This is a genomic window from Streptomyces mutabilis (assembly GCF_014649815.1).
In the GTDB taxonomy this organism is placed as follows: Bacteria; Actinomycetota; Actinomycetes; order Streptomycetales; family Streptomycetaceae; genus Streptomyces; species Streptomyces mutabilis.
Map to the genome: position 1 here is coordinate 1 of NZ_BMTT01000279.1, position 546 is coordinate 546.

Below are 546 nucleotides of genomic sequence, written 5' to 3' on the forward strand. Positions count from 1 at the left end.
GTAGAAGAAGTTGTTCTTCTGTAGCAATAGAGTAACGAACATACGCTTTCATTTTTATTAACAGATATCGTAATAACCTATCCTTATCGGCGTACGTGAATCGATTTTTCATGATTAAATAAAGATTCTATATGTGCAATATGCTCAGCTGATTCTGCCACTTCGTTAAATGTTTTTTGTGATAAATGAATGACTGAATGTCGTGTCATAAAGTCATTTACAGAAAGCCCATTTGTAAATCTAGCTGTTTGATTAGTAGGGAGTAAATGACTTGGACCTGCCACATAGTCCCCAATAACTTCAGGAGAAAAATGACCTAAAAAAAGTGCGCCTACATATTTAACTTTATCTATATACATTTCAGGTGCTCGAGTTTGAATAGATGCATGTTCAGGTGCAATCGTGTTCATAATTAAACATGCTTCTTCAGTATCTTGAGCTAATATTAGATAATGATGGTTAGCAATACTTTGTGATATGATATCTTGCCGTTCAACATACTGAAGTTTCTCTTGTATTATAGTGTTCAATTGATTAAGTACCTTT

The 546-nt window shown here is 33.5% G+C and carries 1 protein-coding gene; it reads right to left on the bottom strand.

The features are described from left to right. Positions 1 to 83: 83 nt before the first annotated feature. Positions 84 to 546 (bottom strand): histidinol dehydrogenase (locus IE142_RS40325; protein WP_191889514.1); only part of this gene is annotated, 463 nt, incomplete at its 5' end.